At 63.5% G+C, this 14,910-nt stretch carries 14 protein-coding genes and 1 tRNA gene; 9 read left to right on the top strand and 6 right to left on the bottom strand.

The genetic code is table 11. The annotated features are described in order from the left end of the window. Positions 1-381: a YciI family protein gene (locus NKJ17_RS09365; protein WP_352688063.1), complete on the top strand. Its 381-nt coding sequence runs from the start codon at positions 1-3 to the stop codon at positions 379-381. Positions 382-404: 23 nt separating this feature from the next. Here NKJ17_RS09365 and NKJ17_RS09360 read toward each other — a convergent pair whose 3' ends face one another. Together NKJ17_RS09360 and NKJ17_RS09355 are read right to left on the bottom strand one after the other, a co-directional pair. Then, positions 405-1,160 (bottom strand): SDR family oxidoreductase, encoded by a 756-nt coding sequence (locus tag NKJ17_RS09360; protein ID WP_352688061.1) that lies wholly within the window; start codon positions 1,158-1,160, stop codon positions 405-407. Between the two features lie 222 nt (positions 1,161-1,382). Further along, positions 1,383-2,129 (bottom strand): tellurite resistance TerB family protein, encoded by a 747-nt coding sequence (locus NKJ17_RS09355; RefSeq protein ID WP_352469546.1) that lies wholly within the window; start codon positions 2,127-2,129, stop codon positions 1,383-1,385. A gap of 274 nt (positions 2,130-2,403) precedes the next feature. Here NKJ17_RS09355 and NKJ17_RS09350 point away from each other — a divergent pair, with 274 nt between their 5' ends. Beyond that, positions 2,404-2,763 carry a YybH family protein gene (locus NKJ17_RS09350; RefSeq protein WP_352688060.1) on the top strand — a complete coding sequence of 120 codons (360 nt, stop codon included), beginning with the start codon at positions 2,404-2,406 and terminating at the stop codon, positions 2,761-2,763. Positions 2,764-2,784: 21 nt separating this feature from the next. Here NKJ17_RS09350 and trhO read toward each other — a convergent pair whose 3' ends face one another. Continuing rightward, entirely contained in the window at positions 2,785-3,702 is a 918-nt protein-coding gene (trhO, locus tag NKJ17_RS09345; RefSeq protein ID WP_502906534.1) for an oxygen-dependent tRNA uridine(34) hydroxylase TrhO, read from the bottom strand. A 171-nt stretch (positions 3,703-3,873) separates the two neighbouring features. Here trhO and NKJ17_RS09340 point away from each other — a divergent pair, with 171 nt between their 5' ends. Next, positions 3,874-4,512: a 2-dehydro-3-deoxy-phosphogluconate aldolase gene (locus NKJ17_RS09340; RefSeq protein ID WP_254816969.1), complete on the top strand. Its 639-nt coding sequence runs from the start codon at positions 3,874-3,876 to the stop codon at positions 4,510-4,512. A 52-nt stretch (positions 4,513-4,564) separates the two neighbouring features. Here the strand turns inward: NKJ17_RS09340 and NKJ17_RS09335 are convergent. The 3 genes from NKJ17_RS09335 to NKJ17_RS09325 form a co-directional block, all read right to left on the bottom strand. After that, a tRNA-Gln gene (locus NKJ17_RS09335) sits at positions 4,565-4,638 on the bottom strand. A gap of 83 nt (positions 4,639-4,721) precedes the next feature. Next, a complete protein-coding gene (gene mepK / locus NKJ17_RS09330) occupies positions 4,722-6,566 on the bottom strand; it encodes a peptidoglycan L,D-endopeptidase MepK (protein ID WP_352688056.1) in 1,845 nt (614 codons plus the stop codon). 359 nt (positions 6,567-6,925) lie between these two features. After that, entirely contained in the window at positions 6,926-8,488 is a 1,563-nt protein-coding gene (locus NKJ17_RS09325) for a sigma-54-dependent transcriptional regulator (RefSeq protein WP_352688054.1), read from the bottom strand. Positions 8,489-8,640: 152 nt separating this feature from the next. Here NKJ17_RS09325 and NKJ17_RS09320 point away from each other — a divergent pair, with 152 nt between their 5' ends. The 6 genes from NKJ17_RS09320 (at position 8,641) to NKJ17_RS09295 (ending at position 14,809) form a co-directional block, all read left to right on the top strand. Beyond that, positions 8,641-10,476, top strand: coding sequence for a M3 family oligoendopeptidase (locus NKJ17_RS09320; RefSeq protein ID WP_352688052.1), 1,836 nt, complete (start codon positions 8,641-8,643; stop codon positions 10,474-10,476). A 391-nt stretch (positions 10,477-10,867) separates the two neighbouring features. Next, positions 10,868-11,656 carry a helix-hairpin-helix domain-containing protein gene (locus NKJ17_RS09315; protein ID WP_352688050.1) on the top strand — a complete coding sequence of 263 codons (789 nt, stop codon included), beginning with the start codon at positions 10,868-10,870 and terminating at the stop codon, positions 11,654-11,656. Positions 11,657-11,812: 156 nt separating this feature from the next. Further along, positions 11,813-12,958: an aminodeoxychorismate synthase component I gene (locus NKJ17_RS09310; protein ID WP_352506327.1), complete on the top strand. Its 1,146-nt coding sequence runs from the start codon at positions 11,813-11,815 to the stop codon at positions 12,956-12,958. Continuing rightward, positions 12,907-13,569: an aminotransferase class IV family protein gene (locus NKJ17_RS09305; RefSeq protein WP_352688048.1), complete on the top strand. Its 663-nt coding sequence runs from the start codon at positions 12,907-12,909 to the stop codon at positions 13,567-13,569. Before NKJ17_RS09310 ends, NKJ17_RS09305 begins: the two co-directional genes overlap by 52 nt. Before the next feature lie 17 nt (positions 13,570-13,586). Beyond that, a complete protein-coding gene (locus NKJ17_RS09300) occupies positions 13,587-13,874 on the top strand; it encodes a YciI family protein (protein WP_352688047.1) in 288 nt (95 codons plus the stop codon). Next, complete coding sequence (locus tag NKJ17_RS09295; RefSeq protein WP_352688045.1) at positions 13,871-14,809, top strand: heme-dependent oxidative N-demethylase family protein; 939 nt, start codon at positions 13,871-13,873, stop codon at positions 14,807-14,809. The genes NKJ17_RS09300 and NKJ17_RS09295 overlap by 4 nt, the downstream gene beginning before the upstream one ends. Positions 14,810-14,910: the final 101 nt, after the last annotated feature.

Genomic DNA, 14,910 nt, shown 5'->3' with positions numbered 1-14,910 from the left:
ATGTTCTATGCCATTCTTGCCTATCACGAGGAAGAAGCGATCACGGCGCTGACGCCTGAGCAGGATGCGGCGCTGATGACCGATCTTCTCCAGATCAACGATCGGCTCTACCGTCAAGGCACCCTTGGGCCTGCGGCCCGGCTCGGCGCGACACAAGACGCCTGCACCTTGCGCGGGCCAGGGACCGGAATGGTTATCGACGGCCCCTTCGCCGAGACCAAGGAACAATTGCTGGGACTCTATGTCGTCGACTGTGCCGACCGTGACGCCGCTATCGACATTGCGCGCGACCTTCGCCGCGTCAATCCGACCGCCGTCTACGAAATCCGCCCGATTTCGCTATATTTACCTGGCGTGCCGCTTCCAGTCACCCGGCCCTGATTTAGGACCGGGTTGAGACTAATTTAGCCTCGCCCGACAAATGGCATTTTCGTCGCCATCACGGTCATGAACAGCACGTTGGCGTCGAGCGGCAGGCTGGCCATATGGAGGACCGCATCGGCGACGCGCTCGACATCCATCACCGCTTCGGCGGCAATGGTGCCGTTGGCTTGCGGCACGCCGACCGTCATCGCTTGCGCCATGTCGGTCAGCGCGTTGCCGATGTCGATCTGACCGCAAGCAATGTCGAAGGGCCTGCCGTCCAGCGCCAGCGTCTTGGTCAGCCCGGTGATGGCGTGCTTAGTCGCCGTATAGGGCACCGAGCCCGGCCGTGGCGCATAGGCCGATACCGAGCCGTTGTTGATGATGCGGCCGCCCATCGGCTGCTGCCTGCGCATGGCGCCGAACGCGGCGCGAGCACACAGGAACGAGCCGGTGAGATTGACCCCGACGATGTCGTTCCACACTTCGACCGGGATGTCGTCGATCAATGTCGATTTGTAGCTCGTGCCGGCATTGTTGAAGAGCAGGTCGACGCGCCCGAAAGCCGCTGCCACAGTCTCGAACAGATCGTCGACCTGATCGGCCTTGCTGATGTCGCAGGCGAAGGCCAATGCTTTGGCCCGCGTCGGCCCGGCCGCGGCGATCGCATCCTCCAGCACCGGCTTGCGGCGACCGCAGAAGACCGTATTCCAGCCGGCCTTGAGCAGCGCTGTGGCGACGCTCTTGCCGATGCCCGTGCCGGCGCCGGTGACGATGGCGGTTTTATAGTCGGTCATGGCTGTACTCCCTGAAAGGGATGAGGCATCGCAAATGGCGAGAACCATGGCAAGCCGGCCCAAAGCCTGTGCTCACAAAAAGGGCGGCCGTTGGCGACCGCCCCTGATCCGAACCGGGCATGGGAGGAGGAAAGCCGATCCGACTGCCTGAAATCATGCGCTTCCGCGGTTAACGAGAAGCTAACGCCAACGGCGCCGAGTTCCCAGGCTTCCTCTTTCGAGCTACCAGCGCGAGCCTGCGACCGGCTTGGCTGTGCTGCCCGCTGCCGGCACCTTCGCCGCCGTCACCGTCGCCTCGACATGGTCGACCAGTGCATCCGGCAGGCCGAGACGGCCGGCAAGCAGGTCGAGATAGCCGCGTTCGGCCCGCGTGTCCGGATCGATGGCAAGACGCGAGGCGGTGTAGAGTTCCAGCTTTTGCGCATCGGTCTTGGCCCCTGCGATCAGCACATCCAGATCGAGCGGCGCCTCCAGTTCCGACATCAGGAATTTCTCCGCTTCGGCGCCGACGCCGGCGAGGCTGAGCTTGCCGGCGATCTTCTGCCGCTCTTCGTCATCGACGTGGCCGTCGGCCTTCGCCGCCGAGATCATCGCCCTGACCAGCGTCAGCGTGAATTCGTCTTCGCCCTGCGGCGCTTGCGACGGATGGAAGGCGGTATCGGCCGGCGGCGGCAGCAATTCCGGTTCGCCTGCAGCTTGCGTCTCGGCCGGCGCGTTGCCGTTCTTGTAGTTCTGGTAGGCCTTGTAGGCGAGGCCGCCGATCGCAGCCAACCCACCAAGCTTCACCGCCGCACCGGTGACCTGACGGCCTGGACCGGTTCCGAGCAGCACCGCGGCCAGCGCACCGGCGGCAAGCGGATTGTCCTTGGCCATCTGCACCGCCTGCCCAGCCTTGTCGCGAACGGTCGATCCGGTGCCAGGAATTTGCGAGCCGAGCAGATCGTCGAGGAGCTTCTTGGGATCGAACATCTATGCCTCCAGAATTGGCCCGGCCGAAGGTGCGCGGGCAGGTTTGGACGTCGAAGACCTAGGTCCCGCAGTTTGACATTACAATGACGGGTGCATCCTTTTACCCGCTGCCACGCATGACCCGCACCGACATCTGCTGGGATTTCACGCGGAAATCAAACTGCTGCAGCCTCCTTCCGTGCCCAAAAAACAGGCGGCGCGTTGGACATTGACGTGTCGAAACCACCCTCGACTTCGACTAATGTCGCGGCATGTCGCTTGAGAGGAGCCTGGCATGACCGATGAGACTGACCGCGAACCGGCACGCGACCCCCAGGAACTGGAGCGCCTGCTGATTTCACGGCAATGGATCGGAGATATTGACGGCATGGCCGCGCTTTTTGAGCCGCATGCAGTCATCGACAGCGGTGGCGGACAGCTGACGTTCGGCCGCGAAGCCATCCGGGCGCTGTTCGCGGAGATCACCGCAACCGGCCGAAAATTTCAATCCGGAGATCAGCGTCCGGCTGTCATCAATGGCGACCTGGCGCTCACCTCGACCCGGCTTCCCGACGGCACGATCACCACCGAGATGGCGCGCCGGCAGAACGACGGGACATGGCTGTGGGTCATCGATCGCTTCTCTGTTGCTTGACGTGAAGTTGCTTCACGTGAGCTAACTTCCGATGTGGCGGTCGCCGCGTGCTTGCGCCAACTCGACCTGGCGCTGGCGCTCGGCGTAACGGGCGCGATCTTCGTCCGAGCGGGCATCGAAGCAATGCGGGCATGAAACGCCGGTAGCATATCTCGGCGACAGCCGGTCTTCTGCGGCTAGCGGATGCCGACAGGCGCGGCAGAGTTCGGCCTCGCCTTCGACCAGCCCGTGCGATACCGAAACGCGCTCGTCGAAGACGAAGCATTCGCCTTGCCAGAGGCTCTGCTCGGCGGGCACGTCCTCGAGATATTTCAGAATGCCGCCCTTGAGGTGGAACACATGCTCCAAACCGAGCGACTTCACATAGGCCGTCGCCTTCTCGCAGCGTATGCCGCCGGTGCAGAACATGGCGACCTTGCGCCCGTCGAGCTCATGCCGATGCTGCTCGACCCAGGCCGGGAATTCGCGGAAGCTGGTGGTGGCGGGATCGACAGCGCCCTTGAAGGTGCCGAGCGACACTTCGTAGGCGTTGCGCGTGTCGATGACGATGGTACCCGTATCCGAGATCAGTGCATTCCAGTCGGCCGGCGCGACATAGGTGCCTGCAGCTGCCGGATCGATATTGTCCACGCCCATGGTGACGATCTCGCGCTTCAACCGCACCTTCATGCGGTGGAACGGCATCGTTGCAGCGTTGCTGTATTTGATCTCGAGGCCGGCGAGACCGTCGATCGATTCGAGGTGATCGATGAGCGCGGCGATTGCCGCTTCACTCCCGGCGACCGTGCCGTTGATGCCCTCACGCGCCAACAGCAGCGTGCCTTTGATGCCGCGTGCGCAGCAGAAGGCGGCGAGCGGCGCGCGCAGCGCCTCGAAGGTGTCGAGCCGGGCGAAGCGGTAAAGCGCGGCAACGCGGAAGGCTTGGCTGGGCAGTGTCATCGCCAAGCCACTAAACGCTCACGGCAGCCGGATCAAGGCAGAGCCGGGAGCGGTCTGACCGCGGGTGCGTTTCGAACATCACGCGTGACATCGCGACACGCCGCGTTTCGTGGACAGAAAAATCGCCTTCTGCTAACCGGTCGACTTGATCAACAGAGGAGATGAAGACGAATGCCCAGCACGACCGAAAAGCTCCTGTCGCTCCTCAACGGCCAGCCGGTCATACCGGTGCTGAAGATCGCCAATCTTGCCGACGCGGTGCCGCTGGCCCGGGCGCTGGCCCGCGGCGGCCTGCCGGCGATCGAGATTACGCTGCGCACCGCTGACGCACTGGAGGCGATCCGCCGGGTAGCGGGCGAGGTTGAAGACGCCGTCGTCGGCGCGGGCACCATCCTGGACGCCCGGCAGTTCGGCGAGGCGGCAGCCGCCGGTTCGAAGTTCATCGTCAGCCCCGGCATCACCCGCGAGCTTCTCGCGGCAGCCAAGGACAGCGACGTGCCGTTGCTGCCCGGCGCCATCACGCCGGGAGAGGTCATGGCCGCGCGCGAAGCCGGCCTGCGCTTTCTGAAATTCTTCCCGGCCGAACAGTCGGGCGGCATTGCCTCGCTCAAGGCCTTCGCCTCGCCGCTTGCCGACGTGAAATTCTGCCCGACCGGCGGTATCACCGGCAAGAACGCCGCCGACTATCTCAGCCTGCCCAACGTCATCTGCGTCGGCGGTTCCTGGGTGGCGCCGGACGATCTGGTCAAGGCCGGCAAATGGGACGAGATCGAAGCCTTGGCACGCGCGGCAAGCAAGCTCGGGCGCTAGCATCATCTGCATCAAAAAGTCGCCGCCGATTTGGCCGATCTGGTTCGCCGGCTGGTTCCCGCTCATGGGCTCGAACCACGATTCACGCCTTCAAAGGGCGCTGTCCTACCATTAGACGAAGCGGGAGAATGCTGACCGCTGGTTAGCATCCCGGGATGAAGGAATCCAGTGCCGGTGTGGAGGCAGCCGCGCGAGGTGCCCAGTGCGGCCTACTCGGTCTTGAAGCGTGCCACCGACATGAACTTGACGGCCTTGCCGGTGAACCGGTTGGCGTCGGCCATCTCGTTGCCCGGCTGGAAGCCTACCGTATAGACCTCGCTCGGCGCCGTACGGACGAAGTCGTAGGCGTAGCGCTGCGCCGTTGTCGCATCTGAGACGGTTGCTACATACTCACCGCTGTGCAGCGCCCAACGGGCGGCCTGCGGCGCGGCGGCGACCACCACCGGCTTGGGGCCGGGTTTCAGGTCGCGGGCGGTTGCCCTGGGTTCCTTGCGTGTGGTCTTCACGCCTGCACCGATGACGGCAGCCGGATCGGAGCCGGCCGGGCGGGCAACGATGGCCTCGCGCGGCGATGCCCCGTCGTTCGAGGCCCGGTCGTCGCTAGCCGGTTCCTCGAACACCGATGCTTGCTCGGAAAGCGACGCGACCTTGTATTCGTCGGTCGCGCTGACCCTTTCCAGAACGGCCTTGACCTCGTCGGGCTGGGAAGTGTCGGGCCGCGCCGACGGCAATACCGAGAATGCGTCGGTGGCGGTGTTGCTCCGCTCTGCCGCACTCGCCAGCGCCAGCAACACTTGCTTGTCCTGCGGCGCAAGACCCGCCGGCGACAGATCGGCCGGCAGCGAATGATCGGGCCGCCAGCTCGGCACGGGAATGTTGTTTGCCGCGACCTGCACCGGGCCGGCAGCGGCAGACGGGTCTGCTATGCCGAACGGAACACTTGCCGGCGCCACGCTTGCCGGCGCTTGCGCGGTCGCCACCGCCTGTTCAGTCGATCCAGCCGCATCCGCCACGCCGAACGGAACGTTTTCAGGCGGCTGAGCGCCGACGTCGGTCTTCGGACGCGGAGCAAAATCCGGCAGCGGAATGCTGCGCGCCGGCAATGCCGCGATGATCGTCTCCGGCGTGTCGTTCTCCGGTTCAGGCGCCGGAGCATCGGCGACGTCCGGAATCTCGGCGCGCTTGGCATCCTGAGGCGCCACGATGGCAATACCAGGCAGGTTGCTGCTCTTGGCGGACGGCGCCGGCTTCACGTTACGGGGCTTTGGTGCCGGCTCGGCCATCGCCACATCGGCGCTGTCGTCCGCCTCGTCGTCGCCACCGCCGAACAAGGCTGCCAGGAACCCGTGGGATTTTTTGCCGCCGCTTGCGCTGGCCAGTTCAATGGCCGGCGCGCCGGCGCCCTTGCGGGCTTTGTAGGAGGCGAGCGCCTGTTGATAACCAGGCAGCGGCTTGCCGTCGCTCGGCACATGCAGCGTCTTGCCGTTGGGGAACACGCGCGCCAGTTCCTGGCGGCTGATGCCGGGCCAGTGGCGCACATTGCCGACATCCATATGCACGAAGGGCGAGCCGGAGCTGGGATAGTAGCCGACGCCGCCGCCCTGCATCCTGAGGCCGATATCTCGCAGCTTCTTCAATGGGACACCGGGAATGTAGAAATCCATAGCCCTGCCGAGCATGTGCTGGCTCTTCTCGGCGACGCCCCTGCTGCGGCTGCGCAGCATCGAATTCGTGGCCGGCGAACGATAGCCGCAGACGACCTGGATGTAATCGGTGGCGCCGCTCTCCCGGTACGCTTCCCAGACTAGGTCCAGCAGACGCGGATCCATCTTGGTCGGCTCGTTGCGACGCCAGTCGCGCAGGATGATGTTGATCTTTCGCAACCCCGCCTGATCGTAGCGGCCGTTGCGCTTGTAGACGATCTCCGCCTTTTCATGCGTGTGGAGATGATAGAGCTTCAGCGAACGTGTCTCGGCGCGGGCGCCGGTTGCCGCTGCTGCAAGGAACCCGACAGCAACAATCACCGCTGCCAGCCATCTCGGCCAGACGCTCATGTGATAATGCCGCCCGTTTTCGTGTCGTTCGATTCTGTTCAAATCAAAAGGCCTTGCAGGCTGCCGTTTTGTCCCCGGATTTGACCAAACGGATGCGTGGTGTGTGCATCCGAATATCGATCCTAATGGTTAATCATCGCTTATTGAAGCCGAAATGCGGTAACACGGTGGCGATATCCCGCCAAAAATATTGCGCCGGATATCTTGGTAAACCGCTGGTTTAGATCATGTTTTGGCGCCAGCTCGAAACACGATCTGTTACCGTCCGCCTTAATACGTGAACACTGTGGCGAGCACATCATTTCGAGGCGCAGTTGCGTGGAATGATGTCCGGATGCGAACCGGCTTGGCCCTGTGACTCAGGAAGCGAGCCGTTCGACGCGGCCGGTTTCCGGGTCGATGCCGTATTCCTTGAGCTTGCGGTAGAGCGTCGACCGACCGATGCCGAGGCGGCGGGCGACTTCGCTCATCTGGCCGTTGTAGTGATCGATGGCGAGCTTGATCATTTCGAGTTCGACGTCGGCCAGTGCACGCACATTGCCGCGCTCGTCGAGCGCCCGCAGCGTGCCGAAACGAGGCTTGGCCGGTGCATCGGCGTCGGCGGCTGCGATGCCGCCAGCGGCCGATATGTTATCACGCGGCAGGCTTCCCGAAGCCAACCCGGAAACTGGCCACCCTGAAGCTGGCCCCACTGAATTGGGCAAGGCGATACCCGAATCGAGATTGACCGTGCCCTCGACCTGCGCCCGGATCTGCGGGAATTCCTCTTCGGTCAGCATGTCGCCGTCGGCGAGCACCGAGGCCCGGAAGACGGCGTTCTCGAGCTGCCTTATGTTGCCCGGCCAGTCATAGGCCTGCAGCATGGTAAGCGCCGCAGCCGAGATGCCTCGCAGGCGGTGGCGCGGATCGGCGGGCGCCACCTTCTCCATGAAGTGCTCCACCAGATAGGGGATGTCGTCGCGACGGTCGCGCAATGGCGGCACGAAGATTGGATAGACGTTCAGCCGATAGAATAGGTCCTCGCGGAACTTGCCGTCCTTGACCTGCTGCAGCAGGTTGCGATGGGTTGCCGAGATCAGCCTGATGTCGACCCTGACGGTCGAGCGCCCGCCAACCGGATCGACCTCGCCGTCCTGTACCGCGCGCAACAGCTTGACCTGCACGTCGAGCGGCAGGTCGCCGATTTCGTCAAGGAACAGCGTGCCGGTGTGCGCTTCGACGAACTTGCCGGTATGTTTTTCGGTGGCGCCGGTGAACGAACCCTTCTCGTGCCCGAACAGAATCGATTCGACCAGATTGTCGGGGATGGCGCCGCAATTGACGGTGACGAAAGGTTTCGAGCGGCGGTCGCCGCTGCCCTGGATGGCGCGCGCCACCAGTTCCTTGCCGACGCCGGATTCACCTTCGATCAGGATCGGAATGTTGGACGCCGCCGCCTTGCGGCCGAGCCGAATCACCCGATCCATCGCCGGACTGTGGGTGATCATGTCCTTGAACGTCAGATGGCCGCCGCGCTGCCGTGACGAGCGCTTCACTTCGCCTTCGAGCGCTTCGACCTTGAGGGCGTTGCCGATCGACGCCTGCAGCCTGTCGGGAGAGGCCGGCTTGACGACGAAGTCGAAGGCGCCGTGACGCATTGCCGAAACGACGGTTTCGATGCCGCCCTGCGCGGTCTGCACGATGACGGGAATGTGGATGCCACGCTCGCACATCGCCTTCAGCACGCCGATGCCGTCGAGCCCAGGCATCATAAGGTCGAGGATGACCACCGACACGTCGCGCGCATTGGGTCCGTCGACTAACTCGAGACCCGCCTCGCCGCCATCGGCGACGATCGCGGTGTGGCCGAATTTCGTCACCGCCGCCTCGAGCAGCCTGCGCTGCACGGGATCGTCATCGACTATGAGTATGGAAGCTGCCATGACTGATCCGACCGTGCCCGCCCGAGAATGCGCCCTATGGATCATCTTGGCACAGGGTTCTAAATAAGCTTTCAAAAAACCCGGTGAATGAATTCCTTAGGATTTGACCGGCTTCTCGTTTCTTCGAATTTTTGTGTCTGGAAGGATCGGCAATGCGCATGGTTTTTGCTCGAAAGCTGGCGGCGGCGCCCGGTCAGGGCGTGGCGGAGCTTGGCGACCTGCCGGAATGGAATCTGGCCGATCTCTATTCGGGCATGGAAGCGCCCGAATTGAAGCGCGACATCGCCAAGGCCGCCGCCGATGCCATCGCCTTCGAGAGCCGTTGGAAAGGCACGCTCGCCGCCGAGGCCGGGCGTGGCAGCGCCGGCAGGCTTGGCGAGGCGCTTCAGGCCTATGAAGCGCTGGAGGAGCTGATCGGCCGCATCGTCTCCTATGCCGGGCTTGTCTATGCCGGCAACACGTCGGATCCGCAGCGAGCCAAGCTCTATGGCGATATCCAGGAAAAGATGACCGATGCCAGCGCGCACCTGCTGTTTTTCGCGCTCGAGCTGAACCTCATCGACGATGGCGCGATCGAAACCGCACTCGCCGCCGATCCGGCCTTCGCCCATTACCGGCCCTGGGTGCTCGATCTGCGCAAGGACAAGCCCTATCAGCTCGAAGACCGCATCGAGCAGCTCTTCCATGAAAAATCGATTACCGGGCGCGGGGCCTGGAACCGCCTGTTCGACGAGACGATGACCGATTTGCGCTTCGACGTCGACGGCGAGGAGCTGACGCTGGAGCCGGCGCTCAATCGCCTGCAGGACGCAGACAGCGAGGTGCGCCGCCGGGCGTCCGAGGCGCTGGCCACGACCTTCCGCAAGAATTTGCGCGTCTTTACGCTGGTCACCAACACGCTGGCCAAGGACAAGGAGATTTCTGACCGCTGGCGCGGCTTCGAGGATATTGCCGATTCCCGCCATCTCGCCAACCGCGTCGAACGCAGCGTGGTGGATGCACTCGCCGCCGCGGTTCGCGACGCCTATCCGCGCCTGTCGCATCGCTATTATGCGATGAAGGCGCGCTGGCTCGGCATGGAGGTGATGAACCACTGGGACCGCAATGCGCCCCTGCCGGAGACCCCGCAGGCGGTCATCGGCTGGGACGAGGCCAAGAACACCGTGCTTTCCGCCTACCAGCGCTTTTCGCCCGACATGGCGGAGATCGCCAGAACTTTCTTCGACCGCAACTGGATCGATGCACCGGTGAGACCCGGCAAGTCGCCTGGCGCCTTCGCGCATCCGACCGTGCCTTCGGCGCATCCCTATGTGCTGCTCAACTACATGGGCAAGCCGCGCGACGTGATGACGCTGGCGCACGAGCTCGGCCACGGCGTGCACCAGGTGCTGGCCGGCGGCCAGGGCGCCTTGATGGCGTCGACGCCGCTGACGCTGGCCGAAACGGCATCGGTGTTCGGCGAGATGCTGACCTTCCGCTCGCTGCTCGAGCAGACCACCGACAAGCGCGAACGCAAGGCCATGCTCGCCCAGAAGGTCGAGGACATGATCAACACCGTCGTGCGCCAGATCGCCTTCTACGAGTTCGAGCGCAAGGTGCATGCCGAGCGCAAGAGCGGCGAATTGACCTCCGACAAGCTCGGCCAGTTCTGGCTGGAAGTGCAGGCGGAAAGCCTCGGGCCGGCGATCAAGCTGCGCGAGGGGTACGAGGTTTTCTGGACCTATATTCCGCATTTCATCCACTCGCCTTTCTACGTCTATGCCTATGCATTCGGCGATTGCCTGGTGAACTCGCTCTACGCGGTCTACCAGAACGCCGAGCGCGGTTTTCAGGAGAAATATTTTGCCATGCTGCGCGCCGGCGGCACCAAGCATCATTCCGAGCTTCTGGCGCCGTTCGGCCTCGACGCGGCCGACCCTGCCTTCTGGCAAATCGGGCTTGGCGTGATCAGCGGACTGATCGACGAGCTGGAAGCACTGGACAATTGATGCGCAACACTGGGTGATGCGCAACACCGGATGACCGGGTTTTCCAGAACAGTTTAGCTGCAATGCATATTGGCGGTGGTTCTATTCTTGTCTTGGTTATTTGTTCTTAAATAACTTTCCATGGAAGTTTTCCGTTAGATTCCCGTAAGCTGTATGATAGCGTCCGCCCTCAAGCTCAGCCGGGCACGAATGGGCCTGGTCGGAAAGTCCCGACCGGTCATGGCGTGTCGGCGGATGCGACAATGGCTGTTGGCCAGGGGCAAACCGGTCGCCGACAGCTCGATCGAAGCCGGCTGTTCTGCAAATTGCGGAACCACCATCGAATGGTCCTTCGCCGAGGTCATGGCTCTACAGGCCAGGGCGGACGGATGGGACTGGAGAGAGAAAGACAATGGGCACTTTTTTCTACATGCTCCTGGCGTTCCTGGTAGGTGTGTTGGTTGGCTGGTTCATTTGGGGACGCCTGCGTGGCGAGCTCGACAGTTTGCGCGGCGATCTAGACCGCACGCGCAGCGAACGTGACAGATTGCGGGCCGATAGCGACCGTCTGACCGGTGAGTTGGATGCATGCGGCCGCGCCCGCGCCGATCTCGAACGCCGGCTGGGCGAGGCGAAAACCACCCAGGCGCCAACCGCGAAGGCGGCAACAGCCAAGGCGCCAGCCGCCAGGACCGGCGCGATCAAAGCCGCGATGCAGGCGCCGTCAACCCTGATGTCGACATCCGCACCGGCCAAACCGGCGCCGAAGAAATCTGCAACGGCGAAGGCCGCCACCGCGCCACGCGCAAGTGCCGCGAAAACGGCAACGCAGAAACCGCCTGTATCGAAGGCGAGCGCCGCGCCCAGGACCGCGCCGGCGGCAAGCAAGGCTGCGCCAATTGCAAAGAAAGCCGCGACCGGCAAGGCAACAGCCACCGCGGCAGGCAAAGCCAACGATCTGCGTCGCCTGCTCGGCATCGGCCCCACCAACGAGCGGCTGCTCAAAGGGCTTGGCGTCACGACCTATGCCCAGATCGCCGCCTGGACGCCCGACGATGTCAAGCGGATCGAGGCGACGTTGAATTTCGACGGCCGCATCGAACGTGAACGCTGGATCGAGCAGGCGAAACTGCTTGCCGCCGGTGACGAGAAGGAATTTGCGCGCCGCTTCCCGACCGCGGGGGAAGCCAGCAACACCTGACCCATCGCGAGGTGGCATTTTGGAACAAGGCGGCGCCCACTGGCGCCGCATTTGTTTTTGCCCCGCGCCTTTGCGTCTTGAGACGCCGCTCCCTCGATTGCACACGGTCGAGCCCCCATATAGATCGATCGCTGGTGACCGCAGCATTCGAGCCTTATGCCCCTGCCCTTTGCAATTTTCCGGAACGACGAGACCGCGCGTCAGCTCGTTTTCGACCGGCCGGCCGAGATAATCGCAGCGCATGGCGAGGCGGACTTTTTGCCGGTCCTGGAAGCAGCGCAGGCAGCACATGACGGCGGCAAATGGCTGGCCGGCTATTTCTCCTATGAGGCCGGTTACCTGCTCGAACCCAAGCTCGTTCCGCTGCTGCCGGCCGGCCGCCGCGCCCCGCTTTTCTGCCTCGGCGTGTTCGATGCGCCAGCCGAAGAGACGATCGCGCCAGGCGATCTGCCGGCCAGCAACGGCCCAATCTTCGACGCTAAGGCAGCCTGGTCTTCGGATGACTACGCCAAACGCTTTGCCAGCCTGCATGACCATATCCGCAAGGGCGACTGCTACCAGGGCAATCTGACCTTTCCGGTCCACGCACAATGGTCGGGCGATCCACTGGTCGCCTTCAACGCGCTGACTGAACGCCAGCCGGTGAAGTATGGGGCGCTGGTCGCGCTCGGCGATCCGATCGTCTTGTCGCGTTCGCCCGAACTGTTCTTCGAGGTCGACGCGGAAGGCATGATCGAGACGCATCCGATGAAGGGCACCGCGCCGCGCGGCGCAACAAAAGCCGAGGACGATCGCCTGAAAGCGTTCTTGCGCAACGACGAGAAGAACCAGGCCGAGAACCGGATGATTGTCGATCTCCTGCGCAACGACATCTCACTGATCAGCGAGGTTGGCACGCTCGATGTGCCGGAGCTTTTCCGCATCGAGAGCTACCCGACCGTCCACCAGATGGTGAGCCGCGTGCGGGCGAAACTCTTGCCCGGCCTTACCATCCGCCAGATTTTCGCCGCGCTGTTCCCCTGCGGTTCGATCACCGGCGCGCCGAAGATCCGCGCCATGGAGATCCTGCGCGAGCTGGAAGCTGGCCCGCGCGATGTCTACTGCGGCGCCATAGGCTGGATCGCGCCCGGCGGCCGGATGCGCTTTTCGGTGGCGATCCGCACCATCTCGCTCTTTGCCGATGGCGAGGCGGTCTACAATGTCGGCGGTGGCGTCGTCTTCGATTCGACAGCCGAAGAGGAGTACCAGGAGTGTCTGCTGAAAGCCCGTTTCGCGACGGGAACACTGCCGATTTCGAACTGATCGAAACAATGCGCTGGGAACCCGGCTCGGGTTTCCTCCGTTTAGACCGCCATCTCGCGCGGCTCTACGGCTCGGCAAACGAACTCGGCTTCGCCTGCGATCCGCAACGGGTCGGCGAAGCGCTGATGAATGCGGTCGGCCGCCAGCACATCGCGTTGCGCACCCGCCTCGTCCTGTCGCGCAATGGCGAAGCAGCGGTTTCGGTGCAGCCCTACGAGCCGCTCGCCGCAGACAAGGTCTGGACCCTGCAGCTGGCACGGGTGCGGCTTGATTCGAGCGACACGCTGCTGCGTCACAAGACCAGCCGCCGACAAACCTATACGCGCGCCCGCGCCGAATATCTGGCCGGCCGGGCCGACGAGGTGCTGCTCGCCAATGAGCGCGGCGAAATCTGCGAGGGCACGATCACCAACGTCTTTGCCGATTTCGGCGGCGGCGTGCTGGCCACGCCGCGGCTCGATTGCGGCCTGCTGGCTGGCGTCCTGCGCGGCGAACTGCTGGATCAAGGCCGCGCCGGTGAAGCGGTCTACACGTGGAACGAACTGAAATCGGCCAAGGCGCTGTTCGTCGGCAACTCGCTGCGCGGATTGATCCCGGCGCGGCTGGGCTGAAGCATCGGGAGACAACAATGTTCGTGGTTTCGCTGAACTACAAGGTGCCGCTGACCGAGATCGACCGTCTGCAGCAAGCGCATGTCGAGTGGCTGAAGGCCTGCTATACGCAAGGTATCTTTGTCGCCTCCGGGCCAAAGCGGCCAAGGACCGGCGGCATCATCATCGCGCGCGGTCCACGCGAAGTGCTCGATGCCAGACTGGCGGACGATCCCTTCGCCAAGGCAGGTGCCGCCGACTACGAAATCACCGAATTCACGGCGAGAATGGCCGCCGCCGCACTGGAAGTCTACAAAGAAGCATGAGTTTCCGCCCACCGACCCACACACCCTATGACGGCTCGTCGAAACTGTTCACCATCGGGCTGAAGCCGCTCAATCTCGATAGCTGGATCGAGGTCGACGAATATCTGCTGCCCTATCTTGCCAAGAAACGCCGGCTTTACACGGAAATTCCCGACAAGGTTTTTGTCGAGGAGCAAGCAACGCGCGACGCCCAGCGCGAAGTACTCGATCTGCTCGGTGTGCATCTGGCGGCGAACTTTCCTGAGACCCACAGGCGTACCGACAATGCGATCGAGGTGATCGACGGCATCGACAATCTCGAGGGCTCAGGCACCTCAGCTTCTTTCAGCGATGCGCCGCTTGTCGCGGCCTCGTTGCTCGTCCAGGAGGATTTGATCCTGATGCGCCGCGACGAGAGCGGCTGGCGTCTGGCGGCCGGCTCGCTCTGCTTCCCGTCGTCCTGGTCGCTGATCGAAAAATTCGGCAAGCCGCTGCAGCAGATCCACGCGCCGGTACCGGGTTTCGGTCCAGGCACACGCCCGGCCGATCTCATCAACCGCATGTTCGATGGCCTCCAGGGCCAAGCCGTCGAGCGCTACAACTGGTCGATCCAGGCGGGCGACGCACTCTACCATCCGCTCTCCAACATCGAACGCATCGACCGCGCCAGCAATCGCCCGTCGAGATTCCCGGACGGCGACATCGACGCTCATGCTTTCATCCGCGTCGAGCGTCAGACGCTGAGAAAGCTCCCGGTCTCGGGCGACATACTCTTCACCATCCGCATTCATCTCGACCCGCTCGCCGTGCTGGAGCGCCTCCGCGACCGCGCGGCGCTCGCAGCGTCCTTTGCCGAACAACTTCTGGCGCTGGACGAGGCACAGCTCGACTACAAGGGGATGACCGCCGACCGTGACCGGTTGGTCGAGCGGCTCGGGGCGCTGGCGCTGTCCTAGTACTACAGTTGCTAGAGCAGTTCGTCGTTTCACGGAAGCGCCGAACCGCTCTATCTCTTTGTCCTTGCTTGTTCTTGCGCAATTCCGGACGGAAAACCGTT

It is taken from the genome of Mesorhizobium sp. M0208, from assembly GCF_040322015.1.
Lineage (GTDB): Bacteria > Pseudomonadota > Alphaproteobacteria > Rhizobiales > Rhizobiaceae > Mesorhizobium.
The sequence above is the reverse complement of the archived record's forward strand: the minus strand, read 5'-3'. Positions and strand labels throughout refer to the sequence as shown.

Coding starts and splice junctions, on each gene's coding strand:
- NKJ17_RS09365 (WP_352688063.1), top strand. CDS start 1: ATGTTCTATGCCATTCTTGCCTATCACGAGGAAGAAGCGATCACGGCG.
- NKJ17_RS09360 (WP_352688061.1), bottom strand. CDS start 1,160: ATGACCGACTATAAAACCGCCATCGTCACCGGCGCCGGCACGGGCATC.
- NKJ17_RS09355 (WP_352469546.1), bottom strand. CDS start 2,129: ATGTTCGATCCCAAGAAGCTCCTCGACGATCTGCTCGGCTCGCAAATT.
- NKJ17_RS09350 (WP_352688060.1), top strand. CDS start 2,404: ATGACCGATGAGACTGACCGCGAACCGGCACGCGACCCCCAGGAACTG.
- trhO (WP_502906534.1), bottom strand. CDS start 3,702: ATGACACTGCCCAGCCAAGCCTTCCGCGTTGCCGCGCTTTACCGCTTC.
- NKJ17_RS09340 (WP_254816969.1), top strand. CDS start 3,874: ATGCCCAGCACGACCGAAAAGCTCCTGTCGCTCCTCAACGGCCAGCCG.
- mepK (WP_352688056.1), bottom strand. CDS start 6,566: ATGAGCGTCTGGCCGAGATGGCTGGCAGCGGTGATTGTTGCTGTCGGG.
- NKJ17_RS09325 (WP_352688054.1), bottom strand. CDS start 8,488: ATGGCAGCTTCCATACTCATAGTCGATGACGATCCCGTGCAGCGCAGG.
- NKJ17_RS09320 (WP_352688052.1), top strand. CDS start 8,641: ATGCGCATGGTTTTTGCTCGAAAGCTGGCGGCGGCGCCCGGTCAGGGC.
- NKJ17_RS09315 (WP_352688050.1), top strand. CDS start 10,868: ATGGGCACTTTTTTCTACATGCTCCTGGCGTTCCTGGTAGGTGTGTTG.
- NKJ17_RS09310 (WP_352506327.1), top strand. CDS start 11,813: ATGCCCCTGCCCTTTGCAATTTTCCGGAACGACGAGACCGCGCGTCAG.
- NKJ17_RS09300 (WP_352688047.1), top strand. CDS start 13,587: ATGTTCGTGGTTTCGCTGAACTACAAGGTGCCGCTGACCGAGATCGAC.
- NKJ17_RS09295 (WP_352688045.1), top strand. CDS start 13,871: ATGAGTTTCCGCCCACCGACCCACACACCCTATGACGGCTCGTCGAAA.